28 protein-coding genes and 1 tRNA gene are annotated in these 25,343 nt (G+C 54.4%); 16 read left to right on the top strand and 13 right to left on the bottom strand.

Annotated elements, in window-relative coordinates; translation table 11 throughout:
• Positions 1-44: 44 nt before the first annotated feature.
• The 9 genes from pheS to V8J88_RS04525 all read right to left on the bottom strand — a co-directional run bounded on the left by pheS (position 45) and on the right by V8J88_RS04525 (position 8,647).
• Positions 45-1,061, bottom strand: coding sequence for a phenylalanine--tRNA ligase subunit alpha (gene pheS / locus V8J88_RS04565; protein WP_338848078.1), 1,017 nt, complete (start codon positions 1,059-1,061; stop codon positions 45-47).
• Between the two features lie 237 nt (positions 1,062-1,298).
• Entirely contained in the window at positions 1,299-1,658 is a 360-nt protein-coding gene (gene rplT / locus V8J88_RS04560) for a 50S ribosomal protein L20 (protein WP_338848076.1), read from the bottom strand.
• A 17-nt stretch (positions 1,659-1,675) separates the two neighbouring features.
• Positions 1,676-1,873 carry a 50S ribosomal protein L35 gene (gene rpmI, locus V8J88_RS04555; protein WP_338849834.1) on the bottom strand — a complete coding sequence of 66 codons (198 nt, stop codon included), beginning with the start codon at positions 1,871-1,873 and terminating at the stop codon, positions 1,676-1,678.
• A gap of 170 nt (positions 1,874-2,043) precedes the next feature.
• Positions 2,044-2,580, bottom strand: a complete 537-nt coding sequence (gene infC, locus V8J88_RS04550; RefSeq protein ID WP_338848075.1) for a translation initiation factor IF-3 — start codon at positions 2,578-2,580, stop codon at positions 2,044-2,046.
• A 100-nt stretch (positions 2,581-2,680) separates the two neighbouring features.
• Positions 2,681-4,588, bottom strand: coding sequence for a threonine--tRNA ligase (gene thrS / locus V8J88_RS04545; RefSeq protein ID WP_338848073.1), 1,908 nt, complete (start codon positions 4,586-4,588; stop codon positions 2,681-2,683).
• Between the two features lie 233 nt (positions 4,589-4,821).
• Positions 4,822-4,898, bottom strand: a tRNA-Val gene (locus V8J88_RS04540).
• 176 nt (positions 4,899-5,074) lie between these two features.
• On the bottom strand, positions 5,075-7,321 hold the full coding sequence (locus V8J88_RS04535; RefSeq protein WP_338848071.1) for a bifunctional (p)ppGpp synthetase/guanosine-3',5'-bis(diphosphate) 3'-pyrophosphohydrolase: 2,247 nt from the start codon (positions 7,319-7,321) through the stop codon (positions 5,075-5,077).
• 38 nt (positions 7,322-7,359) lie between these two features.
• Positions 7,360-7,740: a RidA family protein gene (locus tag V8J88_RS04530; protein ID WP_338848069.1), complete on the bottom strand. Its 381-nt coding sequence runs from the start codon at positions 7,738-7,740 to the stop codon at positions 7,360-7,362.
• Between the two features lie 7 nt (positions 7,741-7,747).
• Positions 7,748-8,647 carry an alpha/beta hydrolase gene (locus V8J88_RS04525; protein ID WP_338848067.1) on the bottom strand — a complete coding sequence of 300 codons (900 nt, stop codon included), beginning with the start codon at positions 8,645-8,647 and terminating at the stop codon, positions 7,748-7,750.
• A gap of 126 nt (positions 8,648-8,773) precedes the next feature.
• Between V8J88_RS04525 and V8J88_RS04520 the strand changes: the two genes are divergently transcribed.
• The 12 genes from V8J88_RS04520 (at position 8,774) to V8J88_RS04465 (ending at position 17,015) form a co-directional block, all read left to right on the top strand.
• Complete coding sequence (locus V8J88_RS04520; protein WP_338848065.1) at positions 8,774-9,556, top strand: 3-hydroxybutyrate dehydrogenase; 783 nt, start codon at positions 8,774-8,776, stop codon at positions 9,554-9,556.
• 511 nt (positions 9,557-10,067) lie between these two features.
• Positions 10,068-10,694: a hypothetical protein gene (locus V8J88_RS04515; RefSeq protein ID WP_338848063.1), complete on the top strand. Its 627-nt coding sequence runs from the start codon at positions 10,068-10,070 to the stop codon at positions 10,692-10,694.
• Positions 10,691-11,035 carry an IS66 family insertion sequence element accessory protein TnpB gene (gene tnpB, locus V8J88_RS04510; protein ID WP_338844870.1) on the top strand — a complete coding sequence of 115 codons (345 nt, stop codon included), beginning with the start codon at positions 10,691-10,693 and terminating at the stop codon, positions 11,033-11,035. The genes V8J88_RS04515 and tnpB overlap by 4 nt, the downstream gene beginning before the upstream one ends.
• A gap of 119 nt (positions 11,036-11,154) precedes the next feature.
• Positions 11,155-12,777 carry an IS66 family transposase gene (locus V8J88_RS04505; protein ID WP_338844871.1) on the top strand — a complete coding sequence of 541 codons (1,623 nt, stop codon included), beginning with the start codon at positions 11,155-11,157 and terminating at the stop codon, positions 12,775-12,777.
• Between the two features lie 108 nt (positions 12,778-12,885).
• A complete protein-coding gene (locus V8J88_RS04500) occupies positions 12,886-13,734 on the top strand; it encodes a Shedu immune nuclease family protein (RefSeq protein WP_338848061.1) in 849 nt (282 codons plus the stop codon).
• Positions 13,735-13,941: 207 nt separating this feature from the next.
• Positions 13,942-14,451, top strand: a complete 510-nt coding sequence (locus V8J88_RS04495) for a hypothetical protein (protein ID WP_338848059.1) — start codon at positions 13,942-13,944, stop codon at positions 14,449-14,451.
• Positions 14,445-14,885 (top strand): hypothetical protein, encoded by a 441-nt coding sequence (locus V8J88_RS04490; protein WP_338848058.1) that lies wholly within the window; start codon positions 14,445-14,447, stop codon positions 14,883-14,885. The genes V8J88_RS04495 and V8J88_RS04490 overlap by 7 nt, the downstream gene beginning before the upstream one ends.
• A 141-nt stretch (positions 14,886-15,026) precedes the next feature.
• On the top strand, positions 15,027-15,365 hold the full coding sequence (locus tag V8J88_RS04485; RefSeq protein WP_338848057.1) for a hypothetical protein: 339 nt from the start codon (positions 15,027-15,029) through the stop codon (positions 15,363-15,365).
• Between the two features lie 136 nt (positions 15,366-15,501).
• Positions 15,502-15,981: a hypothetical protein gene (locus V8J88_RS04480; protein WP_338848056.1), complete on the top strand. Its 480-nt coding sequence runs from the start codon at positions 15,502-15,504 to the stop codon at positions 15,979-15,981.
• Between the two features lie 52 nt (positions 15,982-16,033).
• Positions 16,034-16,522 (top strand): hypothetical protein, encoded by a 489-nt coding sequence (locus tag V8J88_RS04475; RefSeq protein WP_338848055.1) that lies wholly within the window; start codon positions 16,034-16,036, stop codon positions 16,520-16,522.
• Between the two features lie 36 nt (positions 16,523-16,558).
• Positions 16,559-16,855, top strand: a complete 297-nt coding sequence (locus tag V8J88_RS04470; RefSeq protein WP_338848054.1) for a hypothetical protein — start codon at positions 16,559-16,561, stop codon at positions 16,853-16,855.
• Positions 16,848-17,015 (top strand): hypothetical protein, encoded by a 168-nt coding sequence (locus V8J88_RS04465; protein WP_338848052.1) that lies wholly within the window; start codon positions 16,848-16,850, stop codon positions 17,013-17,015. The genes V8J88_RS04470 and V8J88_RS04465 overlap by 8 nt, the downstream gene beginning before the upstream one ends.
• A 101-nt stretch (positions 17,016-17,116) precedes the next feature.
• Here the strand turns inward: V8J88_RS04465 and V8J88_RS04460 are convergent, their stop codons facing one another.
• The 4 genes from V8J88_RS04460 to V8J88_RS04445 all read right to left on the bottom strand — a co-directional run bounded on the left by V8J88_RS04460 (position 17,117) and on the right by V8J88_RS04445 (position 19,752).
• Entirely contained in the window at positions 17,117-17,767 is a 651-nt protein-coding gene (locus V8J88_RS04460) for a CoA transferase subunit B (protein WP_338848051.1), read from the bottom strand.
• A gap of 10 nt (positions 17,768-17,777) precedes the next feature.
• Positions 17,778-18,476 (bottom strand): CoA transferase subunit A, encoded by a 699-nt coding sequence (locus tag V8J88_RS04455; RefSeq protein ID WP_338848050.1) that lies wholly within the window; start codon positions 18,474-18,476, stop codon positions 17,778-17,780.
• A 62-nt stretch (positions 18,477-18,538) separates the two neighbouring features.
• Entirely contained in the window at positions 18,539-18,979 is a 441-nt protein-coding gene (locus V8J88_RS04450) for a thioesterase family protein (protein WP_338848049.1), read from the bottom strand.
• A complete protein-coding gene (locus V8J88_RS04445; RefSeq protein ID WP_338848048.1) occupies positions 18,976-19,752 on the bottom strand; it encodes an SDR family oxidoreductase in 777 nt (258 codons plus the stop codon). Before V8J88_RS04445 ends, V8J88_RS04450 begins: the two co-directional genes overlap by 4 nt.
• Before the next feature lie 219 nt (positions 19,753-19,971).
• Between V8J88_RS04445 and V8J88_RS04440 the strand changes: the two genes are divergently transcribed.
• The 4 genes from V8J88_RS04440 to V8J88_RS04425 all read left to right on the top strand — a co-directional run bounded on the left by V8J88_RS04440 (position 19,972) and on the right by V8J88_RS04425 (position 25,342).
• The gene (locus V8J88_RS04440; RefSeq protein ID WP_338848047.1) at positions 19,972-21,648 is read left to right on the top strand and encodes an electron transfer flavoprotein-ubiquinone oxidoreductase; all 1,677 of its coding nucleotides are present in this window, start codon (positions 19,972-19,974) and stop codon (positions 21,646-21,648) included.
• A gap of 109 nt (positions 21,649-21,757) precedes the next feature.
• Positions 21,758-22,276 carry a hypothetical protein gene (locus V8J88_RS04435; RefSeq protein WP_338848046.1) on the top strand — a complete coding sequence of 173 codons (519 nt, stop codon included), beginning with the start codon at positions 21,758-21,760 and terminating at the stop codon, positions 22,274-22,276.
• A gap of 244 nt (positions 22,277-22,520) precedes the next feature.
• Positions 22,521-23,393, top strand: a complete 873-nt coding sequence (locus V8J88_RS04430) for a transporter substrate-binding domain-containing protein (RefSeq protein WP_338848045.1) — start codon at positions 22,521-22,523, stop codon at positions 23,391-23,393.
• Complete coding sequence (locus tag V8J88_RS04425; protein WP_338848044.1) at positions 23,393-25,342, top strand: ATP-binding protein; 1,950 nt, start codon at positions 23,393-23,395, stop codon at positions 25,340-25,342. The genes V8J88_RS04430 and V8J88_RS04425 overlap by 1 nt, the downstream gene beginning before the upstream one ends.
• The last annotated feature ends 1 nt before the right edge of the window (position 25,343 follow it).

Below are 25,343 nucleotides of genomic sequence, written 5' to 3'. Positions count from 1 at the left end.
TTGCGGCGGCACGCTGCCAGCCGCATGTTTTTTCATTTCCCGGATCAATTGAATTGCTTCAAGAAGCGCAAATCGCCTTCGTAGAACAGGCGCAAATCATTGATGCCATAGCGCAGCATGGTCAGACGCTCAATGCCGGAGCCAAACGCAAAGCCGACAAATTGTTCCGGGTCCAGACCGAAATTGCGCACCACCGTCGGATGCACCTGGCCCGCACCCGAGACTTCCAGCCAGCGCCCTTTCAGCGGGCCGCTGCCAAACGCGATATCGATTTCCGCCGACGGCTCGGTAAACGGGAAATAAGAGGGACGGAAACGCACTTGCAAATCGTCCGTTTCAAAGAAGGCGCGCACAAAATTCAGATACACGCCTTTCAAATCGGCGAAGCTGATGTTGTCGGCAATCCACAAGCCTTCCACCTGGTGGAACATGGGCGAGTGGGTGGCGTCGCTATCGACGCGGTAAGTGCGTCCCGGCGCAATGACTTTAATCGGCGGCTTATTGTGGCGCGCATAGCGCACCTGCACCGGGCTGGTATGGGGACGCAGCAGCAAAGGCTTGCCGCTGGAATCCTGGCCGTCGATGTAGAAAGTGTCTTGCATCGAACGCGCCGGATGATTTTCCGGGTTGTTGAGGGCGGTGAAATTGGTCCAATCGTCTTCGATTTCCGGGCCATCCGCCACCGCGAAGCCGATTGATTTGAAAATTTCCTCAATCCGCTGCCAGCTGCGCAGCACCGGGTGCAGACCGCCAATGCTGCGGCCACGGCCCGGCAGCGTGATGTCGATGCTTTCCGCATTCAGACGCGCCAGCATTTGCGCATTCGCCAGTGCGTCGCGACGCGCATTCAAGGCTTGTTCGATTTGTTCTTTGGCGGCATTAATGACTGCGCCTTGCGCTTTGCGCTCGCTTGCTTCAAGCTGGCCCAGCCCCTTCATCAAGGCGGTGATCTGACCAGTCTTGCCGAGATATTTGGCCTTGGCGTTTTCCAGCGCTGCCGCATCCGGAGCCGCCAGAAAATCAGCTTGCGCCGAGTTCACGAGTTGTTCTAGGGAATCCATATCTTTGATCCTGCCAGTGGCAAAACAAACATTGTAGGGGAATGGCGGAAAAACTGCTGCAGTCGCACAAGCGCGTTGCAACCCGGTGTCGCGCCCTCCCAACGGCGCCTTGGCGCCGGATGTTGCCGCAACCATCCGCGTGCGGCGGCCCTGCAAAGCAAAAAACGGGGTCAAGGATACCCCTGCCCCGTTCAGTCTGCGCCAGCTTAACGCCGGCGCGGCCTTGGCGCGCCTGAATCAGGCAGCGCGTGCAGCTTTGACTTGATTGACGATAGCAGCAAATGCCGCCTTGTCCATCACAGCCATATCGGCCAGCACTTTACGATCGAGTGCGATCGAGGCTTTTTTCAGGCCGTTCATGAATACGCTGTAGGTCATGCCGTGTTGACGCGTTGCAGCGTTGATACGGGTGATCCACAGAGCGCGGAACACGCGTTTCTTGTTACGGCGATCGCGGTAGGCGTATTGGCCTGCGCGCATCACCGCCTGCTTGGCGATACGGAATACCTTGCTGCGGCGGCCACGGTAACCCTTGGCCAGATCCAAAACTTTCTTATGACGGGCACGTGCTGTAACCCCACGTTTTACTCGAGGCATATTGACTCCTTGTGTGGTTAGGCGGTGGGCATCATACGCATCACGGATGCGACGTCGGATGCATGAACATTAACAATACCGCGCAGCTGGCGTTTGTTTTTGGTGGTTTTCTTGGTCAGGATGTGACGCTTGAAGGCGTGGCCACACTTGACGGTGCCACCCGGACGGACACGAAAGCGCTTCTTCGCAGAGCTCTTTGTTTTCATCTTAGGCATAACAATTCTGTCCTGTTGGACAGCTCCATTTTTGGCATGATTGCAGGTGGCAACGCCAGTTGCTCTTGGATGCCTGCTTTCACTTATTGTGCAGCTTGCGCTGCTCTCATCTGCAGCATGGGCTGCGGATGTTCTGTTTAATCCCGGCGCCGCCGCTGGCGGCGTCAGCATTATTTTTTCTTCTTCGGCGCCAGCACCATAATCATCTGGCGGCCTTCCATCTTGGGAAACTGTTCGACCTGGCCATACGGTTCCAGATCAAGCTTCAAACGCTCCAACATGCGCATACCGATGTCTTGATGCGCCATTTCGCGGCCACGGAAACGCAAGGTGATCTTGGTTTTATCGCCATCCTCAAGGAAGCGGACCAGATTGCGCAACTTGATGTTGTAATCGCCATCATCCGTACCCGGGCGGAATTTGACTTCCTTGACCTGGATAACCTTTTGCTTGAGCTTGGCTTCATGCGCGCGCTTTTGCTCTTGATACTTGAATTTGCCGTAATCCATCAGGCGGCAAACCGGCGGCTGCGCATTCGGTGCGATTTCGACCAGATCCACGTTCGCCTCTTCCGCCATGCGGAAGGCTTCAGTCAAGCTGACGATGCCGATCTGTTCATTATCAACCCCGTTCAAACGGATTTCCTGGGCCGTGATCTCGCCATTAATGCGATGCGTCTTTTCGGTAGCTATTGCCGTTTCCTTCACAAAAGGAAAGTCTGCATGGTGCGCCGCTGCTCTTTATATGCGGCGCCTGGCCCGACATCCCTGTTAAAAATGAATAAACCGTGCGGATTGCGCAGAAAGCTCAGACCTTGTCCGCCACTTCCTGTATGAGTTTTTGCAGCAGGGCTTCAACATCCATCACGCCCAGATCCACATTGCCTCGCGCCCGCACGGCCACCGTATTTGCATCACGCTCTTTATCCCCCACCACCAGGATGTAGGGTAATTTCTGCATGGAATGCTCGCGTATTTTATAGGTAATTTTCTCGTTACGCAAATCAGCCTGCGCGCGCAGGCCGGCGTCGCGCAAACGGCGCACCAGTTTTTGCGCATATTCGGCTTGCGCATCGGAAATATTGAGCACCGAGACCTGAACCGGGGCCAGCCACAGCGGCAGTGCGCCGGCATGGTTTTCGATCAAAATACCAATGAAGCGCTCAAGCGAGCCGACAATCGCCCGATGCAACATGACCGGGATTTTGCGGGTATTGTCCGCCGCCACATATTCGGCGCCAAGACGTTCAGCCGTATTCCAGTCCACCTGCATGGTGCCGACCTGCCAGGGGCGGCCCAGGGAATCTTTGAGGTGGTATTCGATTTTCGGCCCGTAAAAGGCGCCGTCGCCCGGCAACTCTTCCCACTCCACGCCACAGGAACGCAAGGCATCGCGCATGCCGTTTTCCGACTTATCCCAAATCGCGTCCGACCCCACCCGGTTATCCGGGCGCAAAGCCAGCTTGACCGCGATGTCTTTAAAACCGAAGTCGGCATACACCTTCATCGCCTGCTGATGGAAAGCCACCACTTCTTTTTCGATATGCTCTTCGCTGCAGAAAATATGGCCGTCATCCTGGGTGAAGCCGCGCACCCGCATGATGCCGTGCAAAGCGCCGGAAGCCTCATTACGATGGCACTGGCCGAATTCGCCGTAACGCAAAGGCAGATCGCGATAGCTGCGCAGATCGGATTTGAAAATCTGCACATGGCCCGGACAATTCATCGGCTTCAATGCATATTGCCGGTTTTCCGATTCGGTCGTAAACATATTGTCACGGTAGTTATCCCAGTGCCCGGTGCGCTCCCACAGGCTGCGGTCGAGGATTTGCGGCCCCTTCACTTCCTGATAGTCGCCAGCCTGATACACGCGACGCATGTACTGCTCAACTTGCTGCCACACCGTCCAGCCCTTCGGATGCCAGAACACCAGGCCCGGCGCCTCTTCTTGCATATGGAACAGATCGAGCTGACGGCCAAGCTTGCGGTGATCGCGCTTTTCGGCCTCTTCCAGCATATGCAAATAGGCTTCCAGATCTTCTTTCTTGGCCCAGGCCGTGCCGTACACACGCTGCAGCATTTCATTTTTGGAGTCGCCGCGCCAGTAAGCCCCGGCCAGCTTCATCAATTTGAAGACTTTCAACTTGCCGGTGGACGGCACATGCGGGCCACGGCACAAATCGGTAAAGTTGCCCTCGGTATACAGCGACACATCCTCACCCGCCGGAATTGAGCCGATGATTTCCGCTTTATAGTGCTCGCCAATCGATTTGAAATACGCCACCGCCTCATCACGCGGCAAGACTTTGCGCGTGACCGGCTCATCTTTTTTGGCCAGCTCAGCCATTTTCTTTTCAATCGCCTGCAAATCCTCAGGCGTAAACGGACGCTTATAGGAAAAGTCGTAGTAAAAGCCGTTTTCAATCACCGGCCCGATAGTGACTTGGGCGTCCGGGTACAATTCTTTAACAGCATAGGCCAGCAAGTGCGCAGTCGAGTGGCGCAGAATATCCACGCCATCCGCATCTTTTTCAGTCACGATGGCCAGCTCCGCATCCTGCTCAATCAGGTGCGAGGTATCAACCAGCTTGCCATTCACACGGCCAGCCAGAGCGGCTTTGGCCAGACTGGGGGCGATGGCTGCCGCCACCTGCGCCACCGTGAGCGCGCCATCAAATTGACGCACAGAACCATCGGGAAGACGAATTGCAGGCATGATGCTCTCCAAAGTTATATGCCATTGAATCTATGCGGCAAGACCGGCAATTTTCAGGCTGCAGACAAGAAAAAAGCGCGGACTCGCCGCGCTTTTTTGCTGATGCTGCTTTCACAAAAAACTACGACCAAGCCTTAGCCAAGCAAGGTGGTCGTGGTAGTTCGGAATGCGCGCATCATATGTCCTTTGCAAAAACGGCAAGCCAGTCTGAGACATGGCTTGCCGGAGTATTCTGGTGGGCGGTGAGGAATTCGAATCCCCGACCCCTTGGATGTCGACCAAGTATTCTAACCAGCTGAACTAACCGCCCGAAGACGCTATTATAGGAGACCCATTTTTGAAATGCAAGGCGAATCCGGATTTTTGTGAAATTTTTCTTTGTTTTGCGAAGCCGCTGCGTTTTTTTCCAGCGCGCCCCGCATATATTTCTCCGCCTGCCATCAAATACCAACAGGACTCAAACGCCTCACCCGCGCAGCCTGATGCCTACTGCCGGCGCGCCTCACGCACCCCGCGCACCTCATGAATGTTTTGCAAAGCCTTTTGCAATTGCGCGGTGGAACCGATTTCACAGGTGAAATTCATACGCGCCAAGCCCTTGCCGCTGTGCGTATTGACATCGGTGACATTGATTTTTTCGCGCGAAAACACATCCGAAATATCGCGCAGCAAACCCTGCCTGTCATTCGCCAGCACATGGATATCCACAGGGTACACGGTGTCGCTGCCGGTCTTGCCCCAGGTGGTGGCGATCACGCGCTCCGGCATGCGTGATTGCAGTTGCGCGAAGTTTTTACAGCCGATGCGGTGAATTGACACACCCTTGCCCTGCGTCACAAAGCCGATCACCTCATCCGGCGGCGCCGGTTTGCAGCATTTGGCCAGCTGCGTCATCAAACCGTCTGTCCCCACCACCAGCACGCCGGATTTAGCGCCGCGCGCCACTGAAGAATGGCGGCTCTTATTCACCACCGCCGCTTCTTCATCCTCCGGCTCTTTCGGATTCACATCGGCATGCAAGGCCTGCTCAATCGTGCGCAGCGAAAACTCATCCTTGCCGACCGCCAAATACAGCTCATCAACACTCTTAAAGCCGAGTTTTTGCGCCAGCAATTCGAGATTGACCGAAGTCTTGCCTTCGCGCTGCAAGGTTTTTTCGACCTGGCCGCGACCATCGGCAATGGTTTCCTGTTGATCAATCGCATGGAACCAGGCGCGCACTTTGGCACGGGTGCGCGGACTGGCGGCGTAACCCGGACTCAGCCAGTCACGCGAAGGGCCGGCAGTGCCCGGCGGCCCTTTGGCGGTGATGATTTCCACGGTTTGCCCGTTTTTCAAGACCGTATTCAGCGGCGCCATCACGCCATCCACCTTGGCCCCACGGCAGCGATGGCCGACATCGCTGTGCAAATAATAGGCAAAATCAATCGGGGTTGAGCCGACCGGCAGTTCGAGCACGCGCGCCTGCGGCGTCAGCACATAGATGCGATCGTCCAGCGTGGTGGACTTCATCTGCTCGCTCCAGTCCGCCCCGCCGCCCTCCTGCGCCTCGCCGGCGACATCATTTTTCCACGCTAAGAGCTGGCGCAGCCAGGCGATTTTTTCATCAAACTTTTGCCCTGCGCTGTTGCCGCCTTCTTTATAGCGCCAGTGCGCCGCCACCCCATATTCGGCGAAATGGTGCATCTCTTTGGTGCGCACCTGCACTTCCATGGCGCGCCCGTCATCCGCCACCACCACCGTGTGCAGCGATTTATAGCCATTCGGCTTGGGGCGCGAAATATAATCGTCAAACTCTTTGGGAATCGAGGTCCAGATATTGTGCAACATGCCCAGCACGGTATAGCAGGTGCGCTCATCATCCACAATCACACGAAAAGCGCGCACATCGTACAACTCGGAAAAATCCACCGACTTGCCGCGCATCTTATTCCAGATGCTATAGATATGTTTGGGCCGGCCATACACTTCCGCCTTGATGCCAGCGCTATCAAGCTCAGACTTTAAGCGCGCAATCGCCTCCTGCACAAAGCTTTCGCGCGAGAGGCGCTTTTCTTCCAGCATCTTGGCGATGCGCTTGTATTGCTCAGGCTCCAGAAAGCGGAAGGACAGGTCTTCCAGCTCCCATTTCAATTGCCCGATGCCGAGGCGGTTGGCCAGCGGCGCATAAATATCCAATGTTTCGCGCGCGAATTGGCGCGTCACCTCATCGAATTGCTTGGTATCGGCGAAATAGCGCAAGCTGACTAAGCGCGCCGAGAGCAAAATCAAGACCACGCGCATATCCGGCGCCATCGCCAGCAGCATTTTGCGCAAGGTCTCGATCTGGCTGCCGGCGGCTTGCGCCGCGCCCTTGCCCTTGCCCTCAACCGGCGCATCCCGCACCATAGTGGCCAGGGTGCGCAGGCGCAACAACTGGCGCATGCCCTGCACCAAATCCTGCACATCTTTGCCAAACTCCATGCCGATGCGCTCGCCCAAGCCGGCGTCGATTTCCAGCGCCTCAAACAAAAGTGCGGCGATGCGGGTCGCCGCATCGCTGCGCAAGGTCGCCACGGTAGCGGCTGCGCCCAAAGCAAAATCCAATGTGTCCTGGCCGGCAAATACGGTCTTCCCCTCATATAAAGGGGTGGCGAAATCGAGTGCGGATTGCACCCGCGCCGCTTCCGCTTCACTCAAGCCTGCAAGCAATTGCGCCTGATGTTCAGTGCGCGCCAATGCGATCGATACCATATTCCCTGACGTCCATGCCGGCCTGTGGCCTGTTTATCTCAATATTGCGCCGCCGACAACACCACTTCCACGCGCCATGCCGGATTGGCCAATTTGGCTTGCACGGTGGCGCGCGGCGGCGCATTGCCGGGACTGACCCAGGCATCCCAAGCACGGTTCATGCCATCGTAATCGGCCAAGTCCGGCAAATAAATCTGACACATCAAAACCCGGCTCTTATCACTGCCGGCTTGCGCCAACAAGCTGTCGATTTGCTGCAAAACATTCTGCATCTGGCCTTCAATATCCAAAGCCAGGCTGGCGTCATCCGGCACCTGACCAGCCAGATACACCACGCCATTGAAAATCGCCGCTTCCGACAAACGCGCGCCGACATGTAAGCGGCTCAATTGCGGCTTGGCTTGATTGTTTTCACTCATCTTGCTCTCACTTTTTTTGGGACAGGAAAAATTCTTGTGCAATAGCGATTTGATCGGCATGCACAAAGGTCGGCGCATGACCGACTTCGGGCAACTCAATCATACGCGGGCGCGGGCCGCGTTCGCACATGGCGCGCGCCGTCTCCAGCGTCAGTAAATCAGATTGTGCGCCGCGCACAAGCAGCGTCGGGCAGCGGATCGCATCCCAGGCCGCCCATAACATCGCCTCGCCCTGCTCTGCGCTTTCCTGCGTCAGGTTTTTAAAGGTTTGCGCCAGGCGCACATCGTAATGTTTGCGCCATGTGCCATCGGGCTGCTGGCGCAAGACATCGCGCGCCATTTTTTCCCATTGCGCATCAGTATGCGCGCCAAAGCTCTGCGACACCGTGCGCACATAAGCCAGGCCGGCGGCAAAATCCGGGAACACCGGGTCTTGCCCGATATAGTCGGCAATTCGCGCCACCGCTTCAAAATTCAAGCTGGGGCCGACATCATTCACCAGCATACTGGCCAGCGGCGATTCCGGCAGCGAAGCCAGGCCAAAACCGATCAGACCGCCCATCGACGTGCCCAGCCAGTGAACGCGCGGCTGCGGCGCATGCGCCGTGACGCGCGCAATCAGGCTCACCATATCGCTGACATATTGCGGGATTTGATATAAAGCGGGATTGCGCAGATGGCCGGAGCGGCCACGGCCGACCACATCCGGACAAATCACGCGGAAATCATGCCCCAGTGCTTGCGCTAAGGCGTCGAAATCATCCGCGACGCGGGTCACGCCATGCACACAAATCAAAATCTCCGGGTTATCACGGCTGCCCCACTCTTTATAGGCCATGCGGTGCAAGCCCGCGCTGGACAAACATTGCAATTCTTCAATCCGGGGCTGGAGCTGCGGCAAAGTCATGGCGACCTCCTGTATAGACCCGCTCATTTTAAGGGATAACCGGGGTAAAATCCCGGCTTGCGGCGCAACATGGCGCAGCAGTTTGCGTCCATGCCGCTTTCGATGAACTTCAAAAAGGATGCTGCGATGTTGCAAGGAAAAACCGCACTCGTCACCGGTTCCACCTCGGGAATCGGTTTGGGCATTGCGCGCGCATTGGCGCAACAAGGCGCGAATCTGATGTTAAACGGCTTTGGCGATGCGGCGGAAATCGCGCAATTGCAAGCTGATCTGGCCGCCGAATTCAAGGTGCAAGTTGAGTATGACGGCGCAGACATGTCCCAGCCGGCGCAAATCGAAGCGATGATGGCGCACGCCGCCGCACGCTTTGGCCGGGTTGATATTCTGGTCAACAATGCCGGCATTCAACATGTGGCGGCGCTGGAAGATTTCCCAACGGAAAAATGGGATGCGATTCTGGCGATCAATCTGAGTTCCGCCTTCCACACCACCCGCCTTGCGCTGCCGGCCATGCGCGCCGCCAACTGGGGCCGCATCATCAATCTGGCCTCAGTGCACGGCCTGGTCGCCTCGGCGCAAAAATCGGCCTATGTCGCCGCCAAACACGGCTTGATCGGCTTAACCAAGGTGACTGCGCTGGAAACCGCGCAAAGCGGCGTGACAGCAAACGCGATCTGTCCCGGCTGGGTGTTGACGCCGCTGGTGCAAAAACAGGTGGATGCGCGCGCCGCACGCGATGGCCTGTCTGGCGAAGAAGCGAAACGCGCCCTGCTGCTGGAAAAACAACCGTCCGGCGAATTTGTCACGCCGGAGCAATTGGGCGCGCTGGCGGTGTTTTTATGCAGCGATGCGGGCAGCCAGATCCGGGGAGCGGCGTGGAATATGGATGGGGGGTGGGCTGCGCAGTGATTGTGACCGGAGTTTTGGGGCGGCTTGGGCATTGGATTGCTGCGCGCTTGCGTGGTGGTAAAAAACAAGGCCTGAGCTTGTCGAACTTACTTACACTCTGACGGAATGCAAGCTTGGCAGCAGGAAAATACCTTGGTAAATGCATATTTTTATTGAAATGCAAGCTGAAAGAAATAACAGCTTGCTGCTAAAATTCAAGGTTTGTTATTATTACCTACAAGCGCTGTTATTGTTTCAGAATGGCAAGGATGGAGAAGTGGTGTGAGCGGCAGCACTCCTTCTTGCAAGATTTGAGACGTAAAGGCGCGAATAATTGAGGAATGTTGGAATGTTAGAATGTTAGAACTGACCCCGCCCCGCCCAGGCAACGTGATCAGCAAGCGCTTCAGTTTGTGACAACGCTGCTTCTTCCTGCGCCATGAATCCAACCAATCATTCCAGCGGACTCTCAAAGGCTACTTTTTTGCCATCCTCTGAATCCAAACGTTAGGCTTCATTTACTAATGCCGTGATGGACAGCTATCAAGACCCGAAGCCAGGAAAGACTTACATCAGTCCTAGGCTTGACGCATTCGGCGATTCCGAGCGGAAGGTTCGCATAGCTACAAAGCTTATAGAGCAGCCGGAGACATACGCTTTCGCCACGATAAAAGGCGAACTTGTGCTTCGTCACAAGGAAGATGCCAAGACTTGTATCAAAGCGAAGTTCTTCGAAGACGACCGAGGAATCTTTGTCCTTAACTGTAAGCGCCCAACCGCCCCATCTCCCCAAGCCCACAAAACCCGCGCATGCTGTGCCCATCAAACAGGAGGGGCAAGTATGCAAAGCAAATCACCGAAGAAAAGCAGAGAAGAATGGCTCGCGCACGTGCGGGCGTGGCGCATGAGTGGGCAAACGCAAAGCGCGTATTGCCGGCAGCACGAAATCAATCTGCCGGTCCTGCAATACTGGATCAAGCGCAGCCGCAGCGGATCTGAAAGCGCGCCGCTGACCTTGGTTGCCGCACAAGCGCCAACTGGCGCCATTTCTGCCCCCATCAGCGGCAATCTGACGCTGGAATGCGGCGCGCAGCGGCTGCATATTCCGCTGCATGTTCCGGCGCAATGGCTGGCTGCTTTATTGCGAGAACTGGCGTGAGCTGGCCGCAGCCTAAGCAAATCTGGCTGGTGCAAGAAGCGATGGATATGCGCGCCGGCATCGATAGCCTGGCCGCGCGCATTCAGCACAGCTTGGGACGCACGCCGTCGGATGGCGCTGCATACGTGTTTCGCAACCGGCGCAACAATCGCCTCAAGGCGCTGGTGTTTGACGCCAGCGGCATTTGGCTGTGCCAGCGCCGTCTGCATCAAGGCGGCTTCACCTGGCCGGAACCGGGCGCGCAAGTGTTTCTGCTCAACACAGAACAATGGGAATGGCTGTGTAAAGGCGTGGATTGGCGCCGTCTGAGCGCTGCCCACATCCCCGCCTGGCTGTATTGAAATGCGCTTTGGCAACGATCCGACTGGTTCTTGATCAGGTAAAAAAATCCCATGAAAGAAACCGCAAAAAAGATGGTGTTTACGCAGGAAAAAGCGCTTGAAAGCGTTACACTTCAGGCATGGATTTCATTGCGCAAAAACACCGCTTGCAACACACCGAAGGCATCCCGTCCCCGCTACGGGAAGAGCTGTTGGCGCTCATTGAGCAAGCCACGCAGGCAGAGCAAAAAGCTGCTGCATTCGCACAACGCGCCACACATGCAGAGCAGCAAGCCGCACAAGTGCAAAGCTATGCGGATCAACTGCGCCAGCAAAACGAAAAACTCCATCAAGAAGTCACGTACTTGCGCCGCATGCGTTACGGCATCAAGAGTGAGCGCATGGCTGACAGCACGCAGCGCGATTTGTTTGAGCAAGATTTGGATGCCGATATTGAGGCGCTGCAAGCCGAGTTGGATAAGCTCGCAGCAGCGTCCCCAAAAAAAGAAGCGGTCAAACAAAAGCGCCCTGGTCGCCTGCCGCTGGCGGCGCACTTGCCGCGCGAAGACGTGTTGCACGAGCCGGCCAGTTGCGACTGCCCGGAATGCGGCAAAGCGATGCGCAAAGTTGGCGAAGATGTCACAGAAAAATTATCGGTGCAGCCGGCAGTGTTCAGCGTCAAGCGTCACCGCTATCCGAAATATGCCTGTCAGGCTTGCCAATCCATTCATCAGGCGCCCAGCGCACCGTCGATTATTGACGGCGGCGGCGTTGAGCACGATGTGCTGGCTTGGTTGCTGGTGTCGAAATATCTCGATCATCTGCCGCTGTATCGCCTGGAGCAGATCGGTGAGCGCCATAATGTGCCCCTGTCCCGCACCAAGCTGGCGCAGTGGGTAGGACGTACAGGCGTGGCGCTGGCGCCGTTGGCGGATCGCTTGGCGCAATTGTTGCGACAGCGGCGCTGCTTGCATGCCGATGAAACGCCGGTGGCGCAATTAGCGCCGAAAACCGGCAAAACCGAGCGCGGCTATCAATGGGTGTACCGCAGCAACGATATGGAGCCTGGGCCACGGATTGTGGTGTATGACTATCAGCCATCACGCCAGGGACAGCACGCGCGCAACATGCTGGCGGGCTGGAGCGGCTATTTGATGGCGGATGCGTATTCCGGCTATCAGGCATTATTTGCTGGCGGCGTGGTGGAGCTGGGCTGTATGGCGCATGCGCGGCGCAAATTCTTCGATTTGCACGCAGCACGTCCAACGCCCATCACCACCGAAGCCTTGCATCGCTTTGCTCAGTTATATGAAATTGAGCGCGAAGCAAAAGACATGTGCGTAGAACAACGCGCGGATTTGCGACGGGAAAAAAGTCTGCCTCTGTTAGCGGAATTCGAGACCTGGCTGAATGAAACCAGCGCCCGCGCCAGTCCGTCCTCCGGCTTGCAAAAAGCGATCGTGTACACCCTCAGCCGATGGCCTGCGCGGGTGCGCTATGCACACAGCGGGGATTTGCCGATAGATAATAATGCGGCGGAAAATGCCTTGCGCCCGGTGGCCATCGGGCGCAAGAACTGGCTGTTTTACGGCACAGAACGCGCCGGCCATCGCGCCTCTTGCATCATGTCTTTGCTGGCCACGGCAAAGCTTAATGGCCTTGATCCATACGAATGGCTGCTTGATACGCTCAACAAATTGCCCACTTGGCCAGCCAATCGCTTGGATGAGCTATTGCCGCTTGGGTCTGTGATTCAGGTCTGATCGAGATGGGGGCGTTGGGCGCTTACCCTTAACTTGCAAGGGTATACGGTCGCCACCAGCAAACCTCACAACGCAAGCTTCGCATTTGTAGGCGACGAGATCGGAAAGTTGGTTGAATTCCTAACCAATATCCAGGCAATACCGTTCAAGGGCTCGGGGCCAGTGAAGATCGCTGACGAGGATCTTCGGCGAATCACCCTCTCCAACCAGCAGGCTCAGACCATCCTTCAAGATAACCAGGAGCTCTTCGCTGAGGTACTGCGTTCTGCAATAACTAAAGAAGATGTGGTTGCTGTCGGCTATCGAAAGCGCCAACTCCAAGTGTTTGAGCGCTTGCTTGAGGAGCAACCCTACTTCGACGAAATAAAAGCCAAAAAGGGCTGCAGTAGTGAGGTCGTCTGGCAGCTCTTCTTCGAGAAGAATCCTTGGATCTTTGGCTATGGTCTCACCTACCTCCATCTGTCAGGACTGAATGAAAAAAAATTAGAGCAGGTAGTGCATGGGTATACTGTCTCTGAGCATGGAAAGCGCGTAGATGCGCTGCTTCGCACTCGGGGGATCATCTCCAGTCTATGCTTTGTTGAGATCAAGACCCATCAGACGGAACTTCTTCAGAAGAAACCCTATCGCGCCGGGTGCTGGGCGCCGTCTGACGAGTTGGCAGGGGGCGTATCTCAAGTTCAAGGCACTGTGGCGCTCGCATCCGAGTCCATACGCACGAAGCTCACATTGAGAGATGACGAGGGCAACCCAACCGGCGAAGAGGCCTACAACTACAAGCCCAAGTCATTTCTTGTTGTTGGTCGCCTTGGAGAATTCGTGGGTATCCACGGAGTGAACCAAGAACGATACCGCTCGTTCGAGCTATTTCGCAGAAATACGACCAACCCGGAAATCATAACTTTTGATGAGCTGCTTGAGCGTGCAAGGTTCATCGTCGGTCAGCATGAAACCTAGCTGTTCCATTGCGAGGATACCTTCAAAAAAAGCTGTTAACTTTTTGCACCTTATGTTAGAACGGCCTCCGTTGTCACGCTTGCGAAATCCAGTACGATTACGCAATGATAAAATATAATTTTTTATCCATTTCCTTCTTTTAACAATAGATGCAAGTTCCACAGAGCATCTATCCCTCCGATTCATGTCAGAATCTGAAAGGTACTAATGGCTGGTCATTCTCTACTTAATCAAGTTCGGACAAAAAGCGAAGTCGTTGTTGTAGATGACGCTTCATACAATGTTATATTGAGTTATAACAAAGTTATCGGCATTGATGGCTATGTTGTTGGTGTAAAATTTACTGATGGTACTGGAAGTATGGATTCCTCGCTAGCGAAGTCTGCGAATGGGATTCGACTATCATTAGCGGTTTCCCATAAAACTATACAAATGTTGAAGCCAGACCTGCATCAGATTGCCATCTTGGGCTTCTACCTTCTTACCGATGATATAGACACTAATCGTCCGGGTGGTGGTGATGTAAAAATATGGGCGTACACTAGGCAAGCACGCACCATACATAAAGCATGTAAGGACAAGCTTCAATATCTCACTCGGTTTGATGTCCAAGGAGGAACCGCTTGGGCGATAACAGAAAAGCCTTACAGCGCCTATGAGCACATGAGTGTACTTGAAAACGAAATTGCTAAACAATTAAGGATTTCATTATGCTAATCAGATTGGCAAACGACGATTTGGTTGAATACCCCGATGAATTAGGTGCTTTGGTTCTTGCAGACCCTAGCTGTGGCGATGTGCCGGATTTTTCATTGGAGGAATTAAATTGTGTCATTAGCGGCGCATTAGGCGTTATGTTTGATGAATCTCTCACCTTAGAACAAAATATTGCAGATGCCATGGCAGAGTACACCCAATGGGGAACTCCCAGCGCTGCTAATATGGAAAAGGCGCGGAGATTGATCAAATACTACAAAGAAAAAATTGCCTTAGAAGATATAGGCTATTCCGATAGAGCGTTATTACATGCTGCTTATGGCATTATTAGTCCTGAACAAGCCCGCCGGAAAATATTTAATGCCGATGGATCCGATTCAGGTGGTAAAACTACATTGTTAAATGACTCAGCCTCACCAGATGCAAAGAGATAAGACAAGCAGCGAAAGCGGGGGCAGCTGCGCAGCGATCATGATTGCACGCTGGTGGATGCGTGTGAGCACAAATACGTTCCCACCCTGCCATCACAGCGCCGGAAACCTGGTGCGGTAACAAGTGCCGCAAGGAAGAAACCCATGGCCGTATTTTCCGCCAAACGCACAGCCCCCAAACCAGTGGCGCCGCTACTGCATCAAGGAATACGTTATGAGACAACTTTTGATGGCACAGAATTGGGCTTTAAGCAAAAAGCTGGTGTATTGATTGCCTATGATGCACAAACCAATGAAAAATTGTGGGGACTGGTGGTGTATCAAACCATCATCAACGAAAAATTTGAGCGCGATGTACAGGATTGCCATATCACGAGCATTGCGCTGGCTGAGGATGGTCAGTCACTGATTATTAGCAATGAGCGGCGCAAACGATTTGCCCTGAAACTGGCAGACCAGTCCGTCAGCGAGTTAGCGGACTGAGGATATCAATGTGATCAGACGCAAATAAAGGAAAGCGGGGTCCGTTCTCACATTCCAACATCTTTCAAAAATCGTTGAAACTCCATTTATGCCCCCCGTTGCTCAAGCGACCCACATTAAAATAAGGATATATTCGGTGATTAAACAAGTTTTATTTCGTACCCGCTGGCAATGCGGCTTGCGATTAGGGCAAATGATTGTGCCCTTGTTGTTGTTCTGCGCACCTTGTCATGCCCAAGTCAGCACACCAAATCCAGTTTTCGACATCAGCAATGACGCCGATTTTAGCAACCACCAACAAGTCATCAGACAATACATCCAAAAACGCCAAACCACGAAAAGCACCCAGGTTTGCCTGCTGGGAAAGTTGGCAGCCGATTCATCCAAGCTGGCATGGGTGATATGGGATGCTGGACAGGAAATCATCCTCTATGAGCCAGGTGAGACTGATTTGAAGTTATCGCGGCGCAAGTTGAATTTAAAAAAAGATGTGGTCGAGAATGAAGCGGCGCTGCATGGCAGCACCTATCTGGTAACACGCGATTGGGTGACGCAACTTCGTGCTGAATGCAAGCAGTCAGGCAAAAAGCTTCAGATTGAAAAACAGCGGCGTTAATGCTGCCAGGGAGCGGCACTTTTATTCACTTAACTTTAGTCTTGGAGTGGGAATGATCGTTTTACCTAACAAAAATGAGACCGACGGCTGTGAAACACGGCTGCTGCTGGCCGAATGCCGTGGCCCATCCAACTCATCCTACACACTTGCCGATGCCAAATTGGCAATGCAATATATGGATAGGGTTTTGTATAACCGGCTGGCAGATCCAAAACCATACGGTGCGCCAGGGGCCAAGACCATTGCCGATGTGGTTCGCGCAAAGGGCCAATTTGCCGGCTTTCAAAACTACCCGAATTATGACACGGGCATTGTTCATCGGATTCAAGCCGCGCTTGATATTGCCAACAGTACAAAAGATCCACGGCAAGCAGTTTACGCTGCTTTCATCATGACAGCCATTGAAGTGAGCAAATCCAATTCAATTACTGATCCCTCGCCTGGAAAATTAACCGGGTGGCGCACGGCAGGTTCTACTGCACCGGGTGGGTCATTTAAATTTTTCAAAACCTTTTTTGGCAATGATTTTTATTATGTATAACGCAGGATCAATGCGGATCAATAAGGGCAGCCGTGCATGGTGGGCACGGCTGTATCGCTCCCACGCGGCGCAAGGATCATGATTGCGGGCCGGTGGCTAATGGGTAACAACATCGCAAATATGAGCGACCAGGAATTTGAGGATTACCGCAAAGATATCTTGCCGGAAATGGAAAAAGAAGCGGCGCGATCTTTTGCTTCCCTTGAGATACTGGCAGATCAGGATGGTTTCGACGAGCCTTTGGGCTTGGCGCATGGCCCAATTGCGGGCAATGGACAGATGGTCTTGCCTGCTTTGGATGCGGCAGATGAAGTCAGGAGCGAAGATGAATAATCATGAATTGCGATTCAGCGAAAAAGAAAAGCAAACCTCGATTTTATCCGGCGAAGTGAAATATAAGACGCTTGCTGACTTGCAGAGAATTGCAATTCAGGAGGCGGGCAAAATCAACTTGAGCGAAGTGGATTTTTCGCAAGCAGCACGCAAAAGCTGAGGCATTAACGTTCTGCAATAAAAAATGCGGCCTTGCAACAAGCCGCATTTTTTACACACCTCCCAGGGGGCGTGGGCACAAATGCGTGCCCACCCTGCGCATCACAACGCCGAAAAATCCAAACTCACCCCAGTCGCCGCCGCCACTTCCTCACGCGACACGCCTGGCGCCAGTTCCACCACTTTCAAGCCGTTTTCAGTCACATCCAGCACCGCCAGATCGGTAATGATGCGGTCCACCACGCCCACGCCTGTCAGCGGCAGATTGCAGGCCGGCAGGATTTTGTGCGAGGTGCTGCCGTCTTTAGCCTTTGCCACATGTTCCATCAAGACCACCACGCGCTTCACACCTGCCACCAGGTCCATGGCGCCGCCCATGCCTTTGACCATCTTGCCCGGAATCATCCAGTTGGCCAGGTCGCCTTTTTCTGAGACTTGCATGGCGCCCAGGATCGCCAGATTGATTTTGCCGCCACGGATCATGGCGAAGGAGTCAGCCGAGGAGAAGAAGGACGCACCCGGCAAGGCGGTCACGGTTTGTTTGCCGGCGTTGATCAGGTCGGCATCCACTTCGTCTTCAGTCGGGAATGGGCCGATGCCCAGCAAGCCGTTTTCGGATTGCAGCCAGATGTCCATTTCCGCCGGCACAAAATTAGCCACCAGGGTCGGCAGGCCAATGCCCAGATTCACATAAAAGCCGTCTTGCAGCTCTTTGGCTGCGCGCGCAGCCATTTCATCACGGTTCCAAGCCATGTTTTGCTCCTTATGCAGCTCTGACGGTACGTTGTTCAATCCGCTTTTCCGGGCTGGCATTGATCACAATGCGGTGCACGAAAATGCCCGGCAGGTGGATTTGATCCGGATCGAGTTCGCCGATTTCCACCAGTTGCTCGACTTCGACCACGGTGATCTTGCCGGCCATCGCCACATTCGGATTGAAGTTGCGCGAGGTTTTGCGGAATACCAGATTGCCGGATTTATCCGCTTTCCAGGCTTTCACCAGCGACACATCGGCCACCAGCGAACGTTCCATCACATATTGTTCACCATCAAATTCGCGCACTTCCTTGCCTTCCGCCACCACGGTGCCAACGCCGGTTTTGGTGAAGAAAGCCGGGATGCCGGCGCCGCCGGCGCGCAGCTTTTCCGCCAGCGTGCCTTGCGGGGTGAATTCGAGTTCGAGTTCGCCGGCCAGATATTGGCGCTCAAACTCTTTGTTTTCACCGACATAGGAGGAAATCATTTTGCGGATCTGGCGCGTGGTGAGCAATTGGCCCAGGCCAAAACCGTCCACGCCGGCATTGTTCGAAATCGCGGTCAGATTTTTCGCGCCGCTGTCGCGCAAGGCGGCGATCAGGGCTTCCGGAATGCCGCACAGGCCAAAACCGCCGACGGCGATGGTTTGCCCATCCTTGACCAGTCCGGCCAGTGCGCTGGCCGCATCAGGATAAACTTTATTCATAAGCTGCCTCTTGGTTGATAAAAACTGAAATGATGTGGTATGCCGCCATAAGCGTGAGATGCTTACGTGACAGTGGCATGACCGGCTGCCGGCAACAGCGCGCGTATGCGCTCCGGCAGCGGACAGGATTTGCCTTTGGTGAAATTAACCCAGACGATTTTGGAGCTGCCTTCGGCATGCAGCATGCCGGGCATGCCTTGCGCATCAAGCAGGCGGATTTCATAACGCGCCTCAAAACTGCTGGAACCCGGCGGCCCGACCAGGGTGCGCACCTCGATCTTGCCGGGGTAAGTCAGTTGACGCAAAAAATTGCATTGGGCATTGATGATCACCGGGCCTTCCCCCTCGGGATTGGGGGCAGCCTCAATCTGTTGCAGCCACTCTACCCGCGCATGTTCCATATAGCGGAAATACACGGTGTTGTTGACATGGCCCATGGCGTCCATATCGCCCCAGCGGATTTCTATCGTGCAGGTGTGCACGTGCAACCACGGCCCGCTCATTGCGCCATCATGCCATCGTCGGCATTGATAATCGCGCCATTGATGAAGTGTGATTCATCAGCAGCCAATAACAAGAGCAAGCCGTCCAGGTCCTGTGGTTGTCCGATGCGCTTGCGCGGCAGCATATCAATCAGTTTTTTGCCATGCTCGGTGGCAAAGTGATCATGATTGATTTCGGTTTCGATATAGCCGGGACAGATCGCATTCACATTGATGCCGTAGCGGCCCCATTCGCTGGCCATGGCGCGCGTCATGTGCACCACCGCCGCCTTGCTGATGCAGTACACGCCGATTTGCGGCAAGGTGCGCAAGCCGGCCACGGAAGCGATATTGATGATGCGGTGTTGGCGTTTGGGGTCGCCTTTGACGCGCGCCACCATGCGTTTGGCGACTTCCTGCGCGACAAAGAAAGCGCCGTGCAAATTGGTGTTCATGACGAAGTGGTAATCGTCCGGAGCCACGTCGAGCAGGCGGCCGGTGTGTGAGACGCCGGCGTTATTGACCAGGATATCAAGCGGGCCGGCCTCGGTTTCAGCATGTGCAATCGCTGATTTGATGCTGTTGTGGTCAGTCACATCCAAGGACACCACATGCGCTGCGCCGCCTTCCGCTTCGATTTCCGCTCGCAGCTCTTTCAAGCGTTCGGTGCGGCGCGCCGCCAGCACCACTTGCGCCCCGCCCAATGCGAGGATCTTTGCAAATCGCGCCCCCAGACCGCTGGAAGCTCCGGTCACCAGCGCGATTTTTCCTTCCAGATTGACTTCGACACCCACGATGGCGCTCCTTTTTCCTGCTCCAAGCACGTTTTTGCACAAAAATTATGCAAAAAACTGCATTTCCGCTCAGCAATTCTGTCGCAAAGCCTGCTTCTCTCTGCAGAACCGTTATCATTACACGAATCCGGCTTGATTAGATGCTGACGCCTAATAAAGTGCGGCAAAATCAACGACAATTGTCCGCAAGCAGCTAAAAACCTTACCTATGGTGAAACAATGACTACAACCGCTAGCATACTCGAACAATACGGCCCGCGCGACACCATGGAATATGATGTCGTGATCGTCGGCGGCGGCCCTGCCGGCCTCGCTGCAGCCATCAAACTCAAACAACAGGCCGCCGAAAAAGGCAGCGAAGTGTCGGTGTGCGTATTGGAAAAAGGCGGTGAGCTGGGCGCACACATCCTGTCCGGCGCGGTGATGGATCCGCAAGCCCTGACTGAGTTAATTCCCGATTGGAAAGAAAAAGGCGCGCCGCTCAACACCCCGGTGAGCGAAGACCGCTTCCTGTTTCTGACTGAAACCGGGGCGATTTCCACCCCGCACTGGATGCTGCCCTCCTGCTTTCGGAATGAAGGCAATTATGTGATCTCGCTGGGCAATGTGGTGCGCTGGCTGGGCCAACAGGCGGAAGCGCTGGGCGTGGAAATTTTCCCCGGCTTTGCCGCCGCTGAAGTGCTGTATGACGAGACCGGCGCGGTGAAAGGCGTGGCTACCGGAAATATGGGCGTGGGGCGCGATGGCGAACCCATGGATTCCTTCCAGCTCGGCATGGAATTGCACGCGAAATACACGCTGTTTGCCGAAGGCGCGCGCGGCCATCTGGGCAAGCAATTAATCTCCCGCTACAAACTGGATGAGGGGCGCGATCCGCAAACCTATGCGATCGGCTTGAAAGAATTGTGGGAAATCGATCCGAAGATGCACAAACCCGGCTTGGTGATGCATACCGCCGGCTGGCCCTTGGAGCATGACACTTACGGCGGTTCCTTCCTGTATCACCTGGAAAATAATCAGGTGGTGGTCGGTTATGTGGTCGGCTTGGCTTATGAAAATCCGTATCTGTCGCCGTATGAAGAATTCCAGCGCTATAAAACGCACCCGGAAATCCGCAAATTCCTGGAAGGCGGTCGCCGCATATCGTATGGCGCGCGGGCGATTACCGCCGGCGGCTTGCAATCGCTGCCCAAGCTGACCTTCCCGGGCGGCGCCTTGATCGGCTGTGACGCCGGGTTCTTAAACGCCAGCCGCATCAAGGGCAGCCATGCGGCGATCAAGAGCGGTATGCTGGCGGCGCAAGCGGCGTTTGAAGCCTTGGGCGCGAACCGCCAGTGGGACGAATTGAGCGCCTACCCGCAAGCGTTCGCACAATCCTGGCTGCATGAGGAATTGTACAAAGCGCGCAATTTCAAACCCTGGATGAGCAAGGGCTTGAAGCTGGGCACGCTGATGGTGGGGATTGATCAAATCGTGTTCGGCGGCAAAGCGCCCTGGACGCTGCGCCACAGCAAGCCGGATCATGCCTATCTGCGCCCGGCGGATGACTTTGCGCCGATCAATTATCCGAAGCCGGATGGCAAACTGACCTTTGACCGCCTGTCTTCTGTCTTCATTTCCAACACCAACCATACTGAAGATCAGCCGATTCACCTGACGCTGAAAAATGCGGATGTGCCGGTGCAAACCAATCTGAGCAAGTACGCCGGCCCGGAAAGCCGTTACTGCCCGGCCGGGGTGTATGAATTTATCAAGACCGATGACGGGCAGGATAAATTGCAGATCAATTCGCAAAACTGCGTGCACTGCAAGACCTGCGACATCAAAGATCCGACGCAAAACATTGTCTGGATCACGCCGGAAGGCGGCGGCGGGCCGAATTATCCGAATATGTAAGCCCGATGCAAATCACGGCCTGCTTTTGCAGGCCGTTTTTTCTAATATGTGGACAGCTTCAAAAGCAAAGTGTTACAATTATGCACACATGTGATATGGAGGATTAGATATGCGCCACACTTTAATGAAGATTGGTGTCTTACTATTGCTTAAATTTTCTGCCAGCATAGGAATTGCCGCTGACAAGCCCTCAGAATACAATTTGAACGAAGGTGGTGATATTCGATCCGCCTTCCCCTTTCCCTATGAGTCAATCAAAAACAGTAATATCAGCTTAAACAAAAGCTGGGACGAATTGCCTGAAAAAGAAAAAAATATCGTGCGCGGCTACTACGAGAAAATGCCTGCAGGCGATGAACCGCCCTTTCCACTGGAAGGATTGATGCCTCTGTACACCGCATTTTCCGGAGCGCATCGGAAAATGGGCATTGCTGGCGACCTCAATCTGATTGCCCGGATCGGCAGTGATGGCACAGTGCAGGAAGTAAAAAATTACAGCAGACTTTCCAGTCAAGCTGTGAGCGTGTACGCCAAAATTGTTTTACTCACAAAATTCAAACCAGCCAAGTGTGCCGGACAAGCATGCGTCATGGATTTCCCGCTTCATTTTTCATTTGTGCACAATTAAACCTGAGAAAGTGCTAGCTGAAATCGGAAATCACCTCAACAAGAAAACTGAGGCATGTGCAACAGCATGCCTCATTCCACCACCAAGGCAGAGAATACTTCCCTCCCAGCCACTCAAGCATCACAACACTCTCATACAATCCAACTTAATATAAGCTGGTGCTATACAACAGTTTCCTGCGCAATTCGTTTGGCCTTCCTCCATTCTTGCTACACTTGCTTATCCGCCACGAGGAGAATGTGAAATGCGTTTACCTGCCACTCTGGGAATGGTGTTGGCGCTGTTCGCCACGCTTGTGCAGTCAGCTCCCTTAAATGCTGAATTGCAAACTTGGCTGAAACAACATCCAGAAGCCACCTGGGCGCCGGAAGCGGATTACGGCCCCTTTATCTACCTCGACAAACAAAATAAGCCGGTTGGTCTGTCGGCTGATTTTTTGGAGTTGGCGGCGCGCAAAACCGGTTTGCAATTGCGCGCACTGCCGGCGGCCCCACTCTCGGATAATCTGCAAAAAGTCAAACGCGGCGAAGTTGATCTGCTCACCTCTTTACGTCCGACGCCTGAGCGCGCGCAATTTGTCTCCTTCAGTTCAGCCTATGTCTCGATTCCCGCAGTGCTCGCCTTGCACCCCTCGCGCACGGAAACCGGCTTGCAACAACTCAGTGGCGCGAAATTGGGGGTGGGCAAAGGGTATGCGGTGGAAAGTTTTGTGCGGGAAAATTATCCGCAGGTGAAATGGCTGGCCGTGCCTTCCGATGGCGCTGCGCTGGATTTGCTGGCGCGCGGCGAAATTGACGGCTTGGTGGCGGATGCCGCCAGCCTGCATTTTTTACGCCAGGAAAAAAATCTGAAACTGGATTTGCGTATTGCCGGTTCAATCGGCTTTGATTACCCGCTGTCCATGGCTTGGCGTAAAGATATTCCGCAATTGGGCGAGATTATCCAGGCCGGCTTGCAGGAAATCACCCCGGTCGAGCGTGACGCCATTTTGCAGCGCTGGATGCCGAGCCAGCAAAACACTCCGGCGCAGCAACAAAACTGGCTGTATATAGCGACTGGCGGCTTATTCGCGCTGGCATTGATGTCTGCCTTCTGGCTGCGGCGCAAGGCTGGCTGATGCAAGCCTCGCCTCAATTTTTACTGATGTTGCTCGGTTTATGCGGGCTGCTGTTAGATGGGCTTGGCCATTTGCTGTCAAACCAGCCGGGGGCCTTGATTTGGATCAATTTCATACCGGCCTTTTGCATCAGCATTTTGGCCAGCAAACGTTATCCCCTCATACAAGCGCTGAGTTGCATGCTGGTTTTGGATCTGAGCGCCAACTTTTTGCAAGGGATGGTGTGGCAGGACAGCTTGCGTGAAAGCGGATTAAATTTATTGCAGATACTGCTGGGATTGCCGCTGGTGCGCTATTTTGCCAAGGAAATCGAGCAATCGCCCAAGCGCTTGCCGCTGTTTGCCATTCTGGTTTGCTGTTTGCCGCCTTTCGCCGGCGCCTGCGTCAATGCCTTGCTGCATACCGACACCAATACGCTGTTGCGCAATTGGAATGCCTGGTTCAGCGGCAATTGCCTGGGCATGCTGGCCTTGCTGCCTCTGGGTCTGCAAATTGCGAAGTTCGGCTGGCAGCCGGTCTCCAGGCAAATCGAGCCGGGCATCTTATTGCCGGTGGTTTTCTCTCTGAGTGCGATTATTCTGATCACTTACGCCAATTTGCCATTTCCATTTGTGTATGCGATGGCGATTCTGGTGGCGGCGGCGCTGTGGCTGAGTTTTGTCGAAGTCTGCATCCTGAATTTCATCTTTGTTGCGCAATCGCTGCTGATGATGGCGTTTGGTTTGTTTGTGCCGCCGCCGATGATCAGCTATGCCCAGATTCTGGTTTTATTTTTACCGCTTTTCTTAGTACAAATCCCGCCCATGCTGCTCGCCGCCAGCTTGCAGCAAGTTAAATTGCGCAGCATGGGTGAGCAAACTGCGCAAGATGAAAAGATGCGCATTTATGAGGATTTATTAAGACAGCAGGATGTGCGGCGCGCCAATCTGGAGCAAATGGCGGCAATCTTGCAATATGCGGCGGACGCTATCATCACTTGCGACAGCGCAGGCGTAATCATTTCATTTAACCAGGCTGCGCAAAGTATTTACTTATGCCCGGAACAAGATGCGCTGGGCAGCAATATCAGCATGTTTGTGCAAGGTGCGACGCTGCAAGATTTATTGGCGGACAAACAAGCGCGTCAGCATCAACGTTTTGATGGCGCTTTGTTTCCGGCTGAATTGCGCATCAGCCATTTTCAACCGCCGCTGCAGGGCGAAGATGCTGCGCCGCACTGGATTTTAGTGGTGCGCGATCTGACCGAAAGATTGCAAGCGGATAAATTGAAATCTGAATTTGTCGCCACGGTGAATCATGAATTGCGCACCCCGCTCACCTCGGTGATTGGCAGTATTGGCTTATTGCTGGGCGGGGCCGCTGGCGCATTGTCTGCGCGCCAATTGCAATTGCTGAATATGGCCGGCAAGAATGCGGAACGCCTGTCGCGGCTGGTGAATGATTTGCTGGATATGCAAAAAATGGAAGCCGGCATGCTGGCGCTGAATCCGGCGCGCTATGAATTAAAGCAACTGCTGCATGAAGCTTGTGAAAGTCATCAGAGTTTTGCGCTGCAAAGCGGCGTCAGTTTGCAACTGCGCGCCACGCCTGCCGCGCATTTGTGGGTGGATGCCGACCGTTTTCAGCAAATTATGGCGAATCTGATTTCAAACGCCTGCAAGTTTTCAGATCCAGGCAAAGAAGTGGTCTTGAGCGCCAGCCTTGAAGGCAAGTGCGTGCGGATTGCGGTGCAGGATCACGGCTGCGGCATCAGTCAGGAATTCACGCCGTATGTGTTTGAGCGCTTTACCCAGGCGGATTCTTCTTCAACCCGCAATAAGGGCGGCACCGGTTTGGGCCTGGCGATTTCGCGCACGCTGGCGCAGATTATGCACGGGAAATTGTATTTTGAATCGACGCCGGGCAGCGGAACCTGCTTTTTCCTGGAACTGCCGCTGGCCGCTGAATAAA

Origin of the sequence: Massilia sp. W12 (assembly GCF_037300705.1) — a bacterium.
Classification (GTDB): domain Bacteria; phylum Pseudomonadota; class Gammaproteobacteria; order Burkholderiales; family Burkholderiaceae_D; genus JACPVY01.
The sequence above is the reverse complement of the archived record's forward strand: the minus strand, read 5'-3'. Positions and strand labels throughout refer to the sequence as shown.

Bases quoted from the DNA above. Each gene is read 5' to 3' on its own strand.
- pheS (WP_338848078.1), bottom strand. From the start codon at position 1,061: ATGGATTCCCTAGAACAACTCGTGAACTCGGCGCAAGCTGATTTTCTG.
- rplT (WP_338848076.1), bottom strand. From the start codon at position 1,658: ATGCCTCGAGTAAAACGTGGGGTTACAGCACGTGCCCGTCATAAGAAA.
- rpmI (WP_338849834.1), bottom strand. From the start codon at position 1,873: ATGCCTAAGATGAAAACAAAGAGCTCTGCGAAGAAGCGCTTTCGTGTC.
- thrS (WP_338848073.1), bottom strand. From the start codon at position 4,588: ATGCCTGCAATTCGTCTTCCCGATGGTTCTGTGCGTCAATTTGATGGC.
- V8J88_RS04535 (WP_338848071.1), bottom strand. From the start codon at position 7,321: ATGGTATCGATCGCATTGGCGCGCACTGAACATCAGGCGCAATTGCTT.
- V8J88_RS04530 (WP_338848069.1), bottom strand. From the start codon at position 7,740: ATGAGTGAAAACAATCAAGCCAAGCCGCAATTGAGCCGCTTACATGTC.
- V8J88_RS04525 (WP_338848067.1), bottom strand. From the start codon at position 8,647: ATGACTTTGCCGCAGCTCCAGCCCCGGATTGAAGAATTGCAATGTTTG.
- V8J88_RS04520 (WP_338848065.1), top strand. From the start codon at position 8,774: ATGTTGCAAGGAAAAACCGCACTCGTCACCGGTTCCACCTCGGGAATC.
- V8J88_RS04515 (WP_338848063.1), top strand. From the start codon at position 10,068: ATGGACAGCTATCAAGACCCGAAGCCAGGAAAGACTTACATCAGTCCT.
- V8J88_RS04505 (WP_338844871.1), top strand. From the start codon at position 11,155: ATGGATTTCATTGCGCAAAAACACCGCTTGCAACACACCGAAGGCATC.
- V8J88_RS04495 (WP_338848059.1), top strand. From the start codon at position 13,942: ATGGCTGGTCATTCTCTACTTAATCAAGTTCGGACAAAAAGCGAAGTC.
- V8J88_RS04490 (WP_338848058.1), top strand. From the start codon at position 14,445: ATGCTAATCAGATTGGCAAACGACGATTTGGTTGAATACCCCGATGAA.
- V8J88_RS04485 (WP_338848057.1), top strand. From the start codon at position 15,027: ATGGCCGTATTTTCCGCCAAACGCACAGCCCCCAAACCAGTGGCGCCG.
- V8J88_RS04475 (WP_338848055.1), top strand. From the start codon at position 16,034: ATGATCGTTTTACCTAACAAAAATGAGACCGACGGCTGTGAAACACGG.
- V8J88_RS04470 (WP_338848054.1), top strand. From the start codon at position 16,559: ATGGTGGGCACGGCTGTATCGCTCCCACGCGGCGCAAGGATCATGATT.
- V8J88_RS04465 (WP_338848052.1), top strand. From the start codon at position 16,848: ATGAATAATCATGAATTGCGATTCAGCGAAAAAGAAAAGCAAACCTCG.
- V8J88_RS04460 (WP_338848051.1), bottom strand. From the start codon at position 17,767: ATGGCTTGGAACCGTGATGAAATGGCTGCGCGCGCAGCCAAAGAGCTG.
- V8J88_RS04455 (WP_338848050.1), bottom strand. From the start codon at position 18,476: ATGAATAAAGTTTATCCTGATGCGGCCAGCGCACTGGCCGGACTGGTC.
- V8J88_RS04450 (WP_338848049.1), bottom strand. From the start codon at position 18,979: ATGAGCGGGCCGTGGTTGCACGTGCACACCTGCACGATAGAAATCCGC.
- V8J88_RS04440 (WP_338848047.1), top strand. From the start codon at position 19,972: ATGACTACAACCGCTAGCATACTCGAACAATACGGCCCGCGCGACACC.
- V8J88_RS04435 (WP_338848046.1), top strand. From the start codon at position 21,758: ATGCGCCACACTTTAATGAAGATTGGTGTCTTACTATTGCTTAAATTT.
- V8J88_RS04430 (WP_338848045.1), top strand. From the start codon at position 22,521: ATGCGTTTACCTGCCACTCTGGGAATGGTGTTGGCGCTGTTCGCCACG.
- V8J88_RS04425 (WP_338848044.1), top strand. From the start codon at position 23,393: ATGCAAGCCTCGCCTCAATTTTTACTGATGTTGCTCGGTTTATGCGGG.